This is a genomic window from Streptomyces sp. AP-93 (genome assembly GCF_022808175.1).
GTDB lineage: Bacteria > Actinomycetota > Actinomycetes > Streptomycetales > Streptomycetaceae > Streptomyces.
Genome location: NZ_JALGBX010000043.1, coordinates 13,563 through 27,590, shown reverse-complemented (window position 1 = coordinate 27,590; position 14,028 = coordinate 13,563). Strand labels below are relative to the sequence as shown.

The following is a 14,028-nucleotide window of genomic DNA, read 5'->3' as shown; positions in this document are numbered from 1 at the left end:
GCCCGCGCGGGACCCGCCGGGTACGTCCGGCGGTCAGCTGAACGCGCGGCGGTAGGCGTGGGGGCTGACCCCGGTAGTGCGCTTGAAGCGGTCGCGGAAAGCGGTGGGCGAACCGAAGCCGACCTGGGCGCCGATGCGTTCCACGGAGTGCTGCGTGGTCTCCAGGAGGTGCTGCGCCTGGCGGATGCGGGCGCGGTGGAGCCACTGGAGCGGCGTGGTGCCGGTCTGTTCGCGGAAGCGGCGGATCAGGGTCCGCGTGCTCGTTCCGGCGCGCGCGGCGATGTCGGCGAGCGTGAGGTCGCAGGCCAGGTTCTCCTGCAGCCAGGAGAGCAGGGGTTCCAGCACGGAACCCATGGGGGTGGGCGCGCGGTCGTGCACGATGAACTGGGCCTGCCCGCCTTCCCGCTCCAGCGGCATGACGGACAGCCGGGCCGCGTCGGCGGCGACCGCCGAGCCGTAGTCCTTGCGGATCATGTGCAGGCACAGGTCCAGGCCCGCGGCGGCGCCGGCCGAGGTGAGGATCCGGCCGTTGTCGACGTACAGGACGTCCGGGTCGACCTCGATGTCCGGGTAGGTGGCGGCGAGGAGGCCGGCCGCCATCCAATGGGTCGTCGCCCGCAGGCCGTTCAGCAGCCCGGTGGCGGCCAGCGGGAACGTGCCCGTGCAGATGGAAGCGATGCGCGTGCCCCGCTCGGCCGCCGCCAGCAGCGCGGTGCGGACGGCGGGGGCGAGCGGGGCCGTGGGGACGTCGGTACCGGGCACGATGATCGTGTCCGCGCCCTGGAGTCCCTCCAGCCCCCACGGTGCGCGCAGGGCGAACGCACCCGCGTCGACCTCCGGCCGCTCCGCGCACACCCGGATCCGGTAGGCCTGGCGGCCGTCCGGCAGGCGGGTACGGGTGAAGACCTCGATCGGGGTGGACAGGTCGAAGGGGATCACCCGGTCCAGGGCGAGGACGGCGACGGTGTGCATGGCCAGAACATAGCTGGTCGCCGAGCCGGATGGACGGGCCACGGATCCCCGGATGGCAGGTTTCTCCAGGTCAGAGGTGATTGCGCGGGCTGTGGCGTTATCCCGTTGGTAGGTGTCGTTAATGCCACTGGGGCAGGGGGCGCAGGACCCATAGCGTCAAGGGTGAGCCCGGACCGGCACGGACTGGGCCGCCGCACGCGGAGGAATCCTTCATGCACGCCCAGATCGTCCTGTTCGACGGCTTCGATCCGCTCGACGTCATCGCCCCCTACGAGGTGTTCCACGCCGGGGGCACCGCATCCGGCGGCGCGGTGAGCGTGGAACTGGTCTCCGCCGAAGGGCCCCGCGAGGTGGTCAGCGGCACCGGGGGCCTGGTGCTGCGCGCCACGGGCGGCCTGGACCCCGGCCGCGCGGGCCTGGTCCTCGTTCCCGGCGCCTCGGGCCGCATCGGAGAGCCCGGCGAGGTCCCGGACCCCGACGCGGGCGAGGGGCCGTGGCGGCAGGACGAGTTCATCCCCGTCCTGATCGGCCGCACCCTGACCACCGAACTGCCCGCGCTGCTCAAGGCGGCGATGGCCAACCCGCGTACGACGGTCGCCGCGGTGTGCGGCGGCTCGCTCGTCCTGGCCATGGCAGGCCTGCTGGAGGGCCGCCACGCCACCACCCACCACCTGGGCCTGGACGTGCTCGACACCACCGGCGTCCACGCCGTCCGCGCCCGCGTCGTCGACGATGGCGACCTCGTCACCGGCGCCGGCGTCACCTCCGGACTCGACCTGGGCCTGTACCTGCTGGAGCGGGAGGTGGGCCCGCGGATCGCGCAGGCCGTGGAGGAACTGTTCGCCTATGAACGTCGCGGCACCGTCTGGCGCGAGCGGGGCCCGGCCCCGGTCGGCTTCTGACCGGCGCGTCCCCGGCCTGGTGCCCGCGTCCGGTACCCGCGTCCCCGCTCACCCCGAACCTCGAGGGAAGAACCACAGCATGCCCGTTGAAGGAACCTGGGACCTGACCGTCTCCACACCCATCGGCCGGATCAACGCCGTAGCCGAGCTCCTGCGCCAGGACGGCGTCCTGACCGGGACCTCCAAAGCCGGCCGCCTCCCGGCGTCCAAGGTCACCGGCCGGCGCCGCACCACCGGCGTCCCGGCGGACGCGGAGCCGCGCCCGTGACGAAGCTCTTCCTTTCCCTCCACGTCCTCGCCGCCGTACTGGCCATCGGGCCGGTCGCCGTCGCCGCGAGCATGTTCCCCGCGGCGCTGCGCCGCGTCACGGGTGAATCGGGGGCCGGCGCCCCGGGCGACCGTCCCCCGGGTGACCGCGACGCCCTCGCGAACCTGCGGATGCTGCACCGCGTCTGCCGTGTCTACGCGGCCGTCGGCACCGCGGTTCCCGTCCTCGGGTTCGCCACCGCGAGCAGCCTCGGAGTCCTCGGTAGCGCATGGCTGATCGTCTCGATCGTGCTGACCACCGCGGCGGCCGCCGTCCTCGCGCTGCTGATCCTTCCGGGCCAGGACGCCGCCCTCGTCGCACTGCAGGAGCAGGCGGGACCCGATGCCGGTCCCGGTCCTGGTCCCGGTCCCGATCCCGGTGCCCGGTCCGCCGCTCGCCTCGCGATGCTCACCGGGGTCTTCAACCTGCTGTGGGCCACGGTTACCGTCCTGATGATCATCCGCCCGGGCTCCACCACGGGAGCCTGACGGTTCCGCACCGCCGGCCGGGGGCCTACGCCTACCGGGCGGCGGAGGCGGCTCCGGCCGTCGCGAGGCGCCGGGCCAGTTCCCGTAGCCCGGCGGCGTCCAGCACGTGGTCCCCGTAGCCCGGCACGGGTACGTGCAACGGGTCCGTCCAGGACTCCGGGACCGCCGCCGCGCCGTACCGCGGCCGCGGAGGCCTCCGGGCTGGCGGAACTCGGCAACGACCGCGACGCGAGGAGCCGCTTGGACGAGGCGCTCGCCCTCCTGCCGATCGCAGGCACGGGGGCGGGCCGGGCACCCCGGTGGATGCCCGCCCTGGCCGCAGCACTCGTACGGATCGACGCGGCGGGCGACGTCGAGCCACTGCTCGACCCGTGGCAGGAGCCCGGCGACCGGGCGCGGGCGTTCGCCGCAATGGCCCTGGCCTACGCGGACCTCGGCCGCGTCGGCGATGCACGGCTGAGCGCGCAGCAGGCGGCACAGGCCGCCGACGGGTCGCCTCCCGACAGCACGTGGGCACATGTTGCGCAGGCGCTGGCCTGCGCGGGAGCTGGGGAGGCAGCGGAGGAGCTCCTCCGGCAGCACCTATTGCCCACGGACCGCAGCAAGAAGGGGGAGTGGCGGCGTGCGGACCGGCTGGCCCGCCTCGCCGTGGCCGCGGGGCTCGCGGCGCACGATCAGGAGAGGTCGGACAAGTTGCTCCTTCCGCTCCTCGAAGACCTGCACGCCAGTAAGGACTCACCACAAGGGCGGTCCACCCTGCTGGCCCGCCTTGCCGCTCTCCTCCCAGTCGTGACCGCGACGGGGGCCGACGGCCGGCACCCGTACGCCGCGCTCCTCCAGGAGGTGCAGGACGTAGGGCTCGGCTATGCGGACCGGAAGGATCCGAACACCTGGCAGCCCGAAACGGTCCTGGTGCACGCTCTCCTGCGCATCGGTGCGGATGAGGACCCCGGCGGTCAGCTGGAATGGCTGACCCGCGGCGTGGCGAACCGCGGGCCCGAGCATTTCCCCACGGCCGCGCTCGCGGTGGTCCACGCGGCGATGGGCGACGCCGAGACGGCCCTGCGGGTGGCCGAGCGCGCCGCCGACCCGCGGGCCCGGGCGGTCGCGCTCACTGCCGCAGCGGGTCACCTCGCCCGCGTTCCGGTCCGCCCGCTTCCCGCTCTCGACCCCACTACGCAGCCGGACTCCTTCACGCGAACCGTCCAACACCTGGCCCTGGAGGTCACCTCGCACACACCTGCCGACTACCGGGCGGCCAGCAGCTTTCTCCGCCTCGCCCTGAGCACCGCGGGCTGGCACCACGCACTGCCGGTCCTGGCCCTGGTCGAACCCGAAGCGGTGGCCCGTGTCCGGGACATCGCGGTCGTCCATACTCGTGCGGCGGGGCGTGGGGGCTCAGAGGAGGCGGAATTCGACGGTCGCTGGGGCCGGTGAGGGCCGCAGTGCCGCCATGGGATAGGCCGGTTGCCGGCAAGCGACGCCCTGCTCGACGGCCTCTGGAATCCGGAATCCGCAGCCGTGCGGGCCCTTCCTCAACTAACGTGGGGGTCGGGCATCCAATCCGCTCCCGCGCACGCGGGGATGACCCCGCTCCTCACGGCAATCCCTTCGCCATCACAGGCTGCTCCCTGCGCACGCAGGGATGTCCGGCCAAATGAGGGTGGTTGGAGCCGCACACCAGATGACCCGGGGGGATAGCGCCCGGCCCTCTCCGGACCAAAGATGATCTTGCTGTGGCTGCCCCCGGACAGCGTGCTGCCGACCCCGGCTACGCCTGCCTCCTGTCCCCGAGTGGAACGTCGCTGCCCCCGGGCCCACGCACAGAAGCGACGGTCCCGGCAGCAGCGTTCTTGAGCCAGTGGGGGGACTCCCGCCCCATTGGCGCTTGCTACGGTCGAACAGATGACCATGAGGCCGCACTTCCGGGGGAGGGGACACCATGAATGCAGCTTCTGACGCTCCGGGTTCGGGCGGTACGGCCGATGTCGCCGGGGCGGCGGATCTCGCCGTCCAGGGCGACAAGCTCAAGAACGCTCGCGGGCGACCTCGACACGATGCAGGAAGTGCTGAAGAAGCAGCTCCTGCGCATGGACGAGATCGTGGACGGGATCGAAGCCGGCTGGCACGGACCGGCCTCGGAGGCGTACCGGGCCAAGCACCGAGCCGCTGCCGAGGACGCCGCCCGCATCCGTCAGACCATGAAGCTCCTCGCCAGCGCCGTCCGCCTGAGCAAGGGCGGGTTCACGGCGCAGGAGCTCGAGATCCTGGACGGCTTCAGGCGCGTCCGGTCCGAGGCGGACATCCAGGCGGAGACCGACGAGCTCTCCACGCCCGCCGCCGTGCCCGCGCCGCAGACGGGACCGGGCAGCCGCCTGAACGACCTGTAGGACAAGGCCACAGCCACACCACCACACCAGGGGGAGGGGGATTCATGTCGTCGAGCGACGACTCCATATCGGTCGACTTCGCGACGCTCCAGCGCGCCGCCGGGGACCTCGAGGAGATCCTCAAGACGCTCAACGAACAGCTCGACGCGCTCTACCGGCGCGTCGAGAAGGCCGTTCTGGCCTGGGACGGTGAGGCGCGGCAGGCCTTTGTCGACCAGCTCGACATCTGGGACCGCTCCGCCCAGGACCTCCAGGCCACCCAGGCCTGGCTGCACGACATCGTCGTCAACGGCCACCTCGCCTACGCCTCCGCCCACCGGGCCGTGCTGCGCGGCTGGGGGGCCGCCTGATGGGCACCCCGCCGCCTCCCACCGCGAACGGGGGCTTCGACGTCCAGCCGGTGCACGTCCACCACGCGGCCGACCTGGTGAAAGGGGCCCAGTTCGCGCACGGCGAGCGGGCGGCCGTCCTCGTAGACGTGCTGAACAAGTACAGCCAGTCGGCCGGGGCGGGCCGGGGCGCGGACGCGTTCGCGGACGCCTACGGGGAGCTGGCCGCGAAGTTCCTCGAAGCGTGGGGCCACAGCGTGGTGAGTGCCGGCGGCGCCGCCGTAGGCCTCAACCACACCGCCAACCACTACGTACTCGCCGAATGGGAGGCGGGCGGACGCAAGGGAACGGCGCCGGTCCACAAACCCGTGCCGGTGGTCATCAACAAGCCGCCGCGCTACGGACCCGTGAACCCCGTCAAATGGACGGGTACCGGCGAGGACGTCGACTCCTGGTGGATCTCCGGCGTCCTGGGCGAGTTCCCCGACCTTCTCGCGGACGTCATCCGGCCCGCCATCGAGCACGGCCTGCGCCTCGGCAAGGTCCACGAGATCACCCCGCGCATGAAGGGGGACGAGGTCCGGGACATGGCCAAGGCCTGGCGGACGCTCGCGTCCGAGGCCGTGAAGGCCTCGGACGAGTTCAACGACGCCATCTCCGGGATCACGAACCCGAAGGACAAGGGCGAGTGGCAGGCGGCCATGCGGACCTTCGGGCAGACGATCTGGGGCACCACGGCGTGGGGCCGGCAGCTGGACGCGGCGGGGAACCGCAGCCAGACGGGCCGCCAGTGGCGGACCACCAAAGACCTCCCGCCGTCCGGACGGCGCCCCATCATCGACGTACTGAAGGAGACGGCGGACGAGATCGCGGGCGTCCTGGAACACCTCTGCGACGTCGGGGAGAAGACCGGCAAGTTCACGAGCCAGGCCGGCATCAACGCGGCCAAGGCCACGGCTGCCGACCTCACCGACCTGAGCGTGATGAATCTGACCAAGCTCGCGGTGGGAGGGATCGTGGGCCGGATCGTGTCCATGTTCCGCGGCCACATGGACAAGGAGGGCTGCAACGCCGTCGTCGAGACCTACCACGAGGAGTTCACGGACGCGGCGGTCAAGCTCAAGGCACTCCTGCCGGAGCTCGACATCGCGATCCGCAGCGCCCCGACCTACCAGGCGGAGATAGCCCGCGCCCAGGGCTTCGGCTCCCGGTCCCTCAACGAGTTCAAGAAGGAACACCGCTGGCAGATCGGCGGGGAGAGCCCCTCCCCGTACATGTACTCGCTGGACCTGGCGACGAACGAGGGGCTGAACGGCGCCCACACCATCGACAAGCACGTCGGCAAGACGGACGATCAACTCCTGCAGCGGATTCAGGACGAGCAGCGACCGAACGGCAAGTTCAATATCCTCACCTCCTCGTCATTCCCGGATCTGGAGTCGGCGCAGCAGTTCACGCAGTACAACATCCGGCAGAACACGCAGGAGATCCAGGACTGGCTCAGGAATCCACCACCTGCGAAGGATCTGAAGATAGACGTCGCCTCAGTACCGGGCCAGGGCCCGCTCACCGGCTTCGCCGTGACCGGTCGGACCATCGCGGTGGACCCGGTAACCGGAACGATCACGCCCGCCCGAGACACTCTTAAAGTGACCACTCGTCTCAAGTACGACCCGGACCTGAACCCGCCGTTCGTCGTTCACACCTCGGCACCGGAATGAAGGAACGATTCATGGAGCATGACCAGCCCGATGCGGAGGCATGGTCGGATGCGCTCAAGCTCTACACGTGGCTCTGTACGTTCGTCGCCGTCTCTCCGCGGGAGCACGACGAGTGGTGGGTCGACGTGGGGGCGATCATGCGCCTCGAGACGCAGGATCCCCGGGGGTGGGAGTCGATCGACCCCTACGAGGGAGAGGAAGAGCGCATCGAGGACCCATTGTTCCCCTGGCTGGAGACGCCCTCCAGCCCTGAGGACGCGGAACGCTACCGGCGGCTCGTGGACGAAATCCCCCGTTCCTCGGTGAGGTCGCTGATCGTTCGACTCGGGGCCGGATCGGACCGCAGGGACCTGTCCAGCGTGCCGGGCTGGGAGGACTCCAGGCAGGAGATGGAACGCCGGGCGGATGTGATCCTGTCGCGCTTCCCCGGCACCACCCGCTTCTACACCAACCTTGTCTGGAAGCCCGCCCAACCGGACTTCTACGAACAACCCGTCCGGGGCCACGCCCCCTTCAGCCAGTACGACTGGGACGCCGGGCTGATCGCCGTGAACGACGAGGAAGTCGCCGTGCTCTGGAACTTCCTGTCCACCTGATGCGATCCGGCCGAATCAGGAAGGTCGAAGGCTGACGAGATCCCCTGATCTCTGAAGCCCGGGCGGATGCGCTGAACGACAACGACGTCGGGTGTCCGTGTTTCGGATCCCACCTGACTCGACCCGGCGGCAGGAACAGGATGCTGATGCGGCAAGAATCGACTGCGGAAGCATGGGGCGATGCACTCAAGCTGTACGAGTGGCTCTGCACGTTCGTCGCCGTCTCCCCGCGGGAGCATGACGATTGGTGGCTCGACGTGGGGTCGATCATGCGTCTGGAGACGCGGGATCCTCGGGGGTGGGAGTCCATCGACCCCTACGAGGGCGAGGAGGAGCGGCGCGAAGTCCCGCTGTTCCCATGGCTGGAGACGCCTTCGACCCTTGCGGACGCGGAACGCTTCCGCCCAAGGGTGAGGGAGCTTCCCCGGTCCTCGGTGAGGTCGTTGGTCGTCCTCCTCGGAGTACTCGGCCTTGACGTCGGCAAGACCCCGGGCTGGGAGGAACGCAGACCGCAGATGGAGCGCCGGGCCGGCGTGATCCTTTCGCGCTTCCCGGATGCCACCCGCTTCTATTCCAACATCGGCTGGAAGGGCGACCGGCCCGATTTCTACGAGCAGGGCGTCCGGGGTCTTGACCCCTTCAGTCACTACGGCTGGGATGCCGGGCTGATCATGGTGAACGACGAGGAAGTCGCCGTGATCTGGAACTTCCTGTCCATCTGACCCGACCCCGCCGACCGGAAGGCCGAGTGCTCAGTGCTCACCAGATCCGCCACGTACCCCGACCGGGAAACCGCCCAGTGGGCCACCCAGCAGGTCGTCACCCGCAACGAGCAGGCCGTCCACCGCTGGCTCGCCCAGAACACCCGCCCGCGCCTGACCATCGAAGCCGCGTGGCCCTCGCGTGAGGAACCCGTCGGCCGCGTCCTGCTCCAGGCCATGGCCCTCGCCGGGCGCGGGGCCGTGGACGTACGGGCCGCTCGGGTGGTGCTCCGACGGGAGCCCACGAGCCCGCTGGGCTTCGCCGTGCACGCCACCTTCCCGATCTATCTGTAGAGGGCACTCCACCCATGTCCATGAAGCCCCTGGAGTTCGACCGCCGCTACGGCGAGCTGGACCACGTGATCAGCGCGTACGCCGGCCTGGCCGCCGACGACACCCCCGACCGGCCGGGTCAGGCCCTCACCGCCTACCTGCGCCTTACCTGGCACACCCGCCCCTGGGCCCTGTCGGTCGCCGAGCAGCAGCTGCGCACCTACGCCCAGAACCCGCCCGGCCGACTGCGCCAGCGTCTCGGCGAGTTCTACCCCGTACCGGACATCGGCCTGCCCGAGACCGAGATCCAGGAGTGGCTGCTGCTGGCCGCCGACCACATCAAGCACAGCGTCGAGGAGGGCCGGGTCCCGCCCCCGTCGGCGGTACCCGAAACGCACTGGGAGTGGCACGCGCGGTTCCCCGAGCTCGGCCAGTTCCTGGGCGGCTGGTTCTCGCAGGACATGCCCGACGAGTTCGACGACCACGAGGCCGCGGTCCTCGACTACGCCGGCTCCGCCGCCCCGACCGTCGTGGCGCGGCTTGTCGGCGAGGTACGCGAGCTGCTCGCCCTCGGCCTGGAGGAGGCCGACTACGCGGTCGGCGTGGCCGAGCTGGGCATGGAGGTCGACCCGCCGGCCCCGTACACGCCGGGCGCCTGGCTGGCCGTCGTGTCCGAACGCCTGGCGGGGCCCCGGGCCGAGTACACCTGATCCCGCCGGGGTGACATCCCGTCGTCCGGGGCGGTACGGGCGGCGCCGCGAACCTTCGATGCTGCTGCAGAGTGGTGACGGGGTCTCTGCGTGGGTGCTTTGGCGGAGTCCAGCAGCTGGCTCGAGGCGTGGCCGCTACAGAGTGCCAGGTCAGTCAGTCTGCTCCCCGCGCCCGCGCACGCGGGGATGACCCCGGCTGGGGGAGCTTCAAGGCCGGTGACCCGTGCTGCTCTCCGCGTACGCGGGGATGACCCCGTCGTGCACGGCACGTCTCCCGTCGAAGCACCCCCGGTTTTGAAGGCAGTGGTGGAGCTGGCCGGCTGCTCGATCGGCAGGAGGGCCGAGGCTTCCGCATCCTGGAGACCCCGCCCGAGCGCAGACGCCTGCCACCGGGAGACGCCCCGCCCACCGTCGGCCATCACCACCACCCCGCCGACGACCTCGGACTCGACATCGTTACCGGCACACCCCGGCCCCTGCCCGAACAGCCGGGCGGCATCGTTCTCAGCGACTCCTTCGGCTTCGGCGGGCACAACGCCGTCCTCGCTCTCCGCTCTGCCACCTGAACGCCCCACAGAACGGGGCGCCGTTTCCATGGGAAACGGCGCAGCGCACGGCCGCCGCATCCTTCGTGCGCGCCCACGGAGTTCAGGTTTTCGTTATGCCCCGGCCGGTCTGTGCCCGGTGGGGTTGAAGGCGACGACGTAGTCCTCGAACCCTTCATGTGCGCCCCACTCCTCCCGGGCCATCGCCGCCTCGAACCTGGCCCGGGAGTCCTGCCGGCCCTTGGCGTAGACGTGAACGGCGTAGCGTACGGCTGGGTCGAGCTGCAAGGTCGGGGTGAACCCCTCGCCGTCCGCAAGCCAGCCCGCTGGCTGTGCCGCGGGGCCGCCTGTCACTCCCCAGACACCCATCAGGCCCCCGGAAACCGGCAGGTAGGACCACGTACCGAGCAACTGCCACGGGTCCATCTGCTGGAGGGGCTTGGACTTGGTGAGCATGAGCGTCACCCAGGCGTCGTGGCACTGGACCCGGCTGATGATGGTGATCTGGCCTGGCGTGATGATCACCGGCTCGTCCGTATGGAAGTCGGGGGTCTGGTCGGTGTCCTCCAGCCAGGGATCGAACTGCTCTCTCACGTAGAAGTGCGAGTACTCGATGCCGACAACACCGCTGGCCATGTCCATCTGGGGAACCATACGGATCACCGCACCGAAGAGAGCTGGACTTGCCCGAGCCGTGATGCTCGAGTGCCGGGCGGGACGACCGGGGGCATGGTGCTGCGGCAAGCCACGCAGCCGTCCGGTTGGTCTTCCCCGCTGAATCCTGCAGCCGACCGGGCGCCAGGCGCACGGCGGTCGCCACCGCCGAGAAGGCCCAGGCGTCTCCCCAGGCCATCGAGAGGCTCAGCGCTGACTTTGCTGAGCTTCACGGCCAACCTTCGGCGCCACCCGCCTCTCGGTGAGACGTGTGGTCAGGACGCCGCCGCTCCTGACCGACCTTCACAAAGATGGCACGGCGGATGCCGACAGCCGCTAACCTCGTGACCACTCAGGGCAGCCGACCACCACAGACCGGCACTCCGGGCAGCAAGCTCAAGGATAAAAACAAAATACTTCAACGTTAAGTCAGACTCTTTTCCGCTACGCGGAGAGGAGTTTTGTTGCGTTCTAGGGGGAAACAATGCCGAACAGCAAATCTCGTCCAGTTGGTTTTGGCTATGTAGACGGATCTAATGTTTTCGTCGCCGGGATGCAATATGCCGCAGCGCGACGGGGCTTTGCCCCGTCCGCTCACGAGGCCGCGGTCCACCGCATGGCTGATCCGTCGTGGCGGTGCAACTTTCGCGCGTTGCACGAGCTGATGTTCCCCCCCACCTGCGCAGAGGGCCAGGCCGTCATCTTCGGTTCGTATGGGGAGCCCGGGACGGCAGTTTGGGAACATCCGGCTCAGTACGCGGGCTTCACGGTGGATCTGCTGCGTCGCAACGCGCACAACCGTGAGAAGCAAGTCGACAGTGCCTTGACCACGATGATGCTCACCGACATCCGCTACATGCGCCCGGAACGTGGGGACATCGTGACGCTGGTCTCTGGCGACAGCGACCTCGTACGCCCCGTCCAGGCCCTCCAAAAAGCAGGGGTCAAGGTGCGGGTACGCAGCTGGGAGCACGCTGCGAGCCGCGAGCTCATCGCCACAGCCGACGAATACATCCCTCTGGATCCGCACTTCAATGAGCTGACATACACAGCCTGATCCGTCGGCCGGCCCAACGCGCGCGGAGCGAGGCCAGCGCGTCAGCCACGGAACCGCCTTCGCCCACGTCGCCTGGGGCGGCCCTGCTCACCACCTTCGACACCCCCATCGCCGATCCCCCTCCGCACGGGTCGCCGTTTCCAATGGAAACGCCGTGCGCACGGAGCGGCGGGATCTAGGAGGGGGGCGGCTGGGTGAGGCGGAGGTAGGCGGTGAGCGCGGCCTGCAGTTCGAGTACGGCCGGCCGGTCGAGGGGTTCAGCGGTCCGACCAACGTGGGGGGTGACGGCCGGGACATTGATGCTCCAGCCCACGGGGAGGCGCCCAGGCGAGTGGATGGGTCGTGCCGTGGGCGAGGGTGCGCATCATGGCTTCTACCCGGGGCGGGACGGGTGCCTGGCGGGGCTGCCAGGTGATGTTCCTCTGCCGGACGGGCAGTCCGAGTGCGGCGCGGAACTCGTCGACGGCGGTATCCACTGGCTGCTCGGTGCCGGGTGCAGTCCCGATGAAGGCTTCGGTCAGCTTCGGGTGCGGCCGGGCACTGCGCAGGTTGCCCTTCGGGGGCAGTGGGTGCTCCTCCACGTCCAGGTGTACGCAGGCCGGCGAGATGAGCACTTCGGTGTATCCCCTCTGCGTGGCCGTGACGTGCAGCTCCCGCAGGGCGCTGATTGGGCCCGTTGATGAGACTCTTTGAAAACGGCTGTGACCGCGCTTCCGTGACGACTACGGCTGGATGAGGATCCGAGCTCTCAGCACGCGGAACGAGGCTCGGCCGTACATCTGCCGCTTGATCGTCTTGATGCGGTTGACGTGGCCTTCTACGACACCGGAGCTGTACTGCAAGGTCAGGCCGGCTGTCACGGCATCGATGTCGAACTTCATGAACCGGGCGAACCCGCGGATCGGCTGAGGCGCGTCACGCTCCACTTCGCTGATCCAGTCCTGCAACAGATGGCCGGTGCGGTCGCGGACCAGGTCGGTGAACCGCTGCGCGATCTCCCGAGCGCGGGCAATGTCCGGGCAGGCCAGGCAGACCTCGCCGAGCCGGGACTCGTCGTCTTCACTCAACGACTCACGCCGACGCATGATCCAGGACGTGATCGCGCGTGGGCTCGGAATCGGTGCTGGCGCGGGTATGGCAGTGCCGTCTCGAAGAGTCGCGACGTATCGGCGGACCGTCTGAACCGTGCCCCCGAAGCCCCGCTCACGGACTTCACGGAAGAGTCGGCTGGCGTCCGTACAGCCGTTGAGGAAGCGGGCTTGCAAGTAGGAGTGAAAGGGTGCGAGGAGCCCCGTTCGACGATGCCGAGCGGATTCGATGAGTACGGTGAGATCGGTGTCCCGGAAGTGCCGCACTGTCTTGCGGTCCATGTCCAAGCGGCGCGCGATCGCGCTGATCGTCCAGCCCTTGTCCACCAGGTCGAGGATGTCCGCGTGCCGGTGGAGGGTTCGCTCGACGATGGCGGTCTTCGGCAGCGCGGCTGGCTGATCCGGCACCCATGTGTTGGGGACCGGGGCGTCAGGTCGAGCTAGCTCCTGAGCGTGTTTCCGCAGGCAGGCGCGGTGCTGGTGACATGTTTTCTCCACCACAACGGACAGGTTCTGCAGCAGATGCCATCGGTCGGCCACTTCGATCGCCCCGGTCGCGGCCTGCTTGATCGCGCGGGTATAGCCGGTGGCCCGGTCCCGGCAGATGACTTCTGCTCCTGGATGGGCCTCCAACCAGGCAAGGAAGGTTTCCGAGCTTCGGTCGGGCAGAACATCGAACGGCTTGCCCCGCTCAACGTCCACGAGCACCGTTCCGTATGTGTGACCACGCCGGAAGGCAAAATCATCCACCCCCAGGACCCGAGGAGCCCAGGCCGGCACCACCGGCGCCGACAGCAGACGGATGAGCGACGTCCGGCGGCCGGACAACGCCAGCCTCCGGCAGAGCCGTTCTCCCGGGCGGCCCCCAAGCTCCACGGCCACAAAACGGGCAAGGTCACGCATGGCCACCGACGACTGACCGTGTGACCTGGTGAAACCCTCGACCTGCTCAACGAACGTCCGGCGGCGGCACATCGGAACGTCACAGAGGAACCGCCTCACCCGCAGTCGGACGAGCACCTCTCGACCGCCGACAGGCCTATCAGCCAGCCTCCGCCAGTACCGGCTGTGAACCCGCCGTGCACCGTTGCCGCAGTCCGGGCAACGGCCAGGAGGAGCAGTACCAACCGCGTCCACAAGCAGGCTGCGGCCCGCGACATGCACCCGCTCGATCCTCAGCTCAATCCCCGGAAACAGGACATCCGACAGCTCACGCAACCCCATACAGAAGTTGT

At 69.5% G+C, this 14,028-nt stretch carries 16 protein-coding genes; 12 read left to right on the top strand and 4 right to left on the bottom strand.

Annotated elements, in window-relative coordinates; all coding sequences use genetic code 11:
* Positions 1-33: 33 nt before the first annotated feature.
* The gene (locus MTF69_RS40395) at positions 34-972 is read right to left on the bottom strand and encodes a GlxA family transcriptional regulator (protein ID WP_243341797.1); all 939 of its coding nucleotides are present in this window, start codon (positions 970-972) and stop codon (positions 34-36) included.
* Positions 973-1,184: 212 nt separating this feature from the next.
* On the opposite strand from MTF69_RS40395, the gene MTF69_RS40390 reads away from it, so the two are divergent.
* From MTF69_RS40390 to MTF69_RS40340, 11 genes are all read left to right on the top strand, one after another.
* Positions 1,185-1,874, top strand: a complete 690-nt coding sequence (locus MTF69_RS40390; protein WP_243341796.1) for a DJ-1/PfpI family protein — start codon at positions 1,185-1,187, stop codon at positions 1,872-1,874.
* Between the two features lie 79 nt (positions 1,875-1,953).
* A complete protein-coding gene (locus tag MTF69_RS40385; protein ID WP_243341795.1) occupies positions 1,954-2,142 on the top strand; it encodes a hypothetical protein in 189 nt (62 codons plus the stop codon).
* The gene (locus MTF69_RS40380; RefSeq protein ID WP_243341794.1) at positions 2,139-2,669 is read left to right on the top strand and encodes a hypothetical protein; all 531 of its coding nucleotides are present in this window, start codon (positions 2,139-2,141) and stop codon (positions 2,667-2,669) included. Before MTF69_RS40385 ends, MTF69_RS40380 begins: the two co-directional genes overlap by 4 nt.
* A 240-nt stretch (positions 2,670-2,909) precedes the next feature.
* Positions 2,910-4,106 (top strand): hypothetical protein, encoded by a 1,197-nt coding sequence (locus MTF69_RS40375; RefSeq protein ID WP_243341793.1) that lies wholly within the window; start codon positions 2,910-2,912, stop codon positions 4,104-4,106.
* 548 nt (positions 4,107-4,654) lie between these two features.
* Positions 4,655-5,059 (top strand): WXG100 family type VII secretion target, encoded by a 405-nt coding sequence (locus tag MTF69_RS40370; protein WP_374325559.1) that lies wholly within the window; start codon positions 4,655-4,657, stop codon positions 5,057-5,059.
* Positions 5,060-5,103: 44 nt separating this feature from the next.
* Complete coding sequence (locus tag MTF69_RS40365) at positions 5,104-5,409, top strand: WXG100 family type VII secretion target (RefSeq protein ID WP_243341791.1); 306 nt, start codon at positions 5,104-5,106, stop codon at positions 5,407-5,409.
* Positions 5,409-7,109 (top strand): RNase A-like domain-containing protein, encoded by a 1,701-nt coding sequence (locus MTF69_RS40360; RefSeq protein WP_243341790.1) that lies wholly within the window; start codon positions 5,409-5,411, stop codon positions 7,107-7,109. The genes MTF69_RS40365 and MTF69_RS40360 overlap by 1 nt, the downstream gene beginning before the upstream one ends.
* 11 nt (positions 7,110-7,120) lie before the next feature.
* A complete protein-coding gene (locus MTF69_RS40355; protein ID WP_243341789.1) occupies positions 7,121-7,705 on the top strand; it encodes a hypothetical protein in 585 nt (194 codons plus the stop codon).
* A 146-nt stretch (positions 7,706-7,851) separates the two neighbouring features.
* On the top strand, positions 7,852-8,427 hold the full coding sequence (locus tag MTF69_RS40350) for a hypothetical protein (protein ID WP_243341788.1): 576 nt from the start codon (positions 7,852-7,854) through the stop codon (positions 8,425-8,427).
* A gap of 33 nt (positions 8,428-8,460) precedes the next feature.
* The gene (locus MTF69_RS40345) at positions 8,461-8,760 is read left to right on the top strand and encodes an RNase A-like domain-containing protein (RefSeq protein WP_243341787.1); all 300 of its coding nucleotides are present in this window, start codon (positions 8,461-8,463) and stop codon (positions 8,758-8,760) included.
* Between the two features lie 14 nt (positions 8,761-8,774).
* The gene (locus MTF69_RS40340) at positions 8,775-9,449 is read left to right on the top strand and encodes a contact-dependent growth inhibition system immunity protein (RefSeq protein WP_243341786.1); all 675 of its coding nucleotides are present in this window, start codon (positions 8,775-8,777) and stop codon (positions 9,447-9,449) included.
* 659 nt (positions 9,450-10,108) lie between these two features.
* Here the strand turns inward: MTF69_RS40340 and MTF69_RS40335 are convergent.
* Complete coding sequence (locus MTF69_RS40335; protein ID WP_243341785.1) at positions 10,109-10,636, bottom strand: hypothetical protein; 528 nt, start codon at positions 10,634-10,636, stop codon at positions 10,109-10,111.
* Between the two features lie 496 nt (positions 10,637-11,132).
* Here MTF69_RS40335 and MTF69_RS40330 point away from each other — a divergent pair, with 496 nt between their 5' ends.
* Entirely contained in the window at positions 11,133-11,705 is a 573-nt protein-coding gene (locus MTF69_RS40330; RefSeq protein ID WP_243341784.1) for an NYN domain-containing protein, read from the top strand.
* Between the two features lie 257 nt (positions 11,706-11,962).
* On the opposite strand, the gene MTF69_RS40325 is transcribed toward MTF69_RS40330, so the two are convergent.
* Both MTF69_RS40325 and MTF69_RS40320 read right to left on the bottom strand, forming a co-directional pair.
* The gene (locus MTF69_RS40325; protein WP_243341783.1) at positions 11,963-12,319 is read right to left on the bottom strand and encodes a hypothetical protein; all 357 of its coding nucleotides are present in this window, start codon (positions 12,317-12,319) and stop codon (positions 11,963-11,965) included.
* Between the two features lie 108 nt (positions 12,320-12,427).
* A complete protein-coding gene (locus MTF69_RS40320; RefSeq protein WP_243341782.1) occupies positions 12,428-14,017 on the bottom strand; it encodes an ISL3 family transposase in 1,590 nt (529 codons plus the stop codon).
* Between the last annotated feature and the right edge of the window lie 11 nt (positions 14,018-14,028).

Bases quoted from the DNA above. Each gene is read 5' to 3' on its own strand.
- MTF69_RS40395 (WP_243341797.1), bottom strand. From the start codon at position 972: ATGCACACCGTCGCCGTCCTCGCCCTGGACCGGGTGATCCCCTTCGAC.
- MTF69_RS40390 (WP_243341796.1), top strand. From the start codon at position 1,185: ATGCACGCCCAGATCGTCCTGTTCGACGGCTTCGATCCGCTCGACGTC.
- MTF69_RS40385 (WP_243341795.1), top strand. From the start codon at position 1,954: ATGCCCGTTGAAGGAACCTGGGACCTGACCGTCTCCACACCCATCGGC.
- MTF69_RS40370 (WP_374325559.1), top strand. From the start codon at position 4,655: ATGTCGCCGGGGCGGCGGATCTCGCCGTCCAGGGCGACAAGCTCAAGA.
- MTF69_RS40365 (WP_243341791.1), top strand. From the start codon at position 5,104: ATGTCGTCGAGCGACGACTCCATATCGGTCGACTTCGCGACGCTCCAG.
- MTF69_RS40360 (WP_243341790.1), top strand. From the start codon at position 5,409: ATGGGCACCCCGCCGCCTCCCACCGCGAACGGGGGCTTCGACGTCCAG.
- MTF69_RS40355 (WP_243341789.1), top strand. From the start codon at position 7,121: ATGGAGCATGACCAGCCCGATGCGGAGGCATGGTCGGATGCGCTCAAG.
- MTF69_RS40350 (WP_243341788.1), top strand. From the start codon at position 7,852: ATGCGGCAAGAATCGACTGCGGAAGCATGGGGCGATGCACTCAAGCTG.
- MTF69_RS40340 (WP_243341786.1), top strand. From the start codon at position 8,775: ATGTCCATGAAGCCCCTGGAGTTCGACCGCCGCTACGGCGAGCTGGAC.
- MTF69_RS40335 (WP_243341785.1), bottom strand. From the start codon at position 10,636: ATGGACATGGCCAGCGGTGTTGTCGGCATCGAGTACTCGCACTTCTAC.
- MTF69_RS40330 (WP_243341784.1), top strand. From the start codon at position 11,133: ATGCCGAACAGCAAATCTCGTCCAGTTGGTTTTGGCTATGTAGACGGA.
- MTF69_RS40320 (WP_243341782.1), bottom strand. From the start codon at position 14,017: ATGGGGTTGCGTGAGCTGTCGGATGTCCTGTTTCCGGGGATTGAGCTG.